We start from the raw sequence: 837 nt of genomic DNA on the forward strand, positions 1-837 counted from the left end.
GAGCAGCATGATCGCACGGAAGCGCAGCACGACCTTCAGGCTCGCCATGTAGCCCTCGATCATGCCGTTCATGACCCATTCGAAGCTGCGGCCGAACCAGCCCGGCTTGTGCTCCGCATCGGAGGCCATGCGCGCGGCGACCATGGGCGTCACGGTCAGCGAGATGATCGCCGAGAAGGCGACGGCCACGGCCAGCGTGACGGAGAACTCGCGGAACATCCGCCCCACGATCCCCGGCATGAAGAGCAGGGGGATGAAGACCGCGATGAGCGAGAGGGTGATGGAGACGACGGTGAAGCCGATCTGCCGCGCGCCCTCCAGCGCCGCGGCCATCGCGGGCATGCCCTTCTCGCGCAGTCGCGTCATGTTCTCGATCATGACGATGGCGTCGTCCACGACGAAGCCGACGGAGATGGTCAGCGCCATCAGCGAGAGGTTGTCGAGCGAGTAGCCGAGCAGCCACATCACCGCGAGCGTGCCGAGCAGCGAGAGCGGCACCGAGATGGCGGCGGCGAAGACCGCGGCCTTGCGGCGCAGGAAGGCGGCCACCACCAGCACCACCAGGATGATCGAGATGATTAGCGTGCGCTGCACCTCGTCGACGCTGGCGCGGATGGTCTCCGAGCGGTCGCGGATGGTGTGGATGTTCACGCCGTTCGGCAGACAGCGCTGCAGGTCGGGCAGGATGCCCTGGATGGCGTCCACCACCTCGATCACGTTCGCGTCGGGCTGCTTGAAGATGACGGCGATGACGGCGGGCCGGCCGTTGTAGCTGCCGCCCTGCCGTCGGTCCCGCACGCCGAGCTCGACATGGGCGATGTGGGAGAGGCGCAGGAT

Annotated in this window: 1 protein-coding gene; it reads right to left on the reverse strand. The window is 67.1% G+C overall.

What is annotated here, in order from left to right; all coding sequences use genetic code 11:
- The coding region (locus AC1DWF_RS33360; protein WP_476842783.1) for an efflux RND transporter permease subunit at nt 1-837 on the reverse strand (837 nt) is incomplete at both ends.

The organism is Aminobacter sp. P4_D5 (assembly GCF_056401815.1).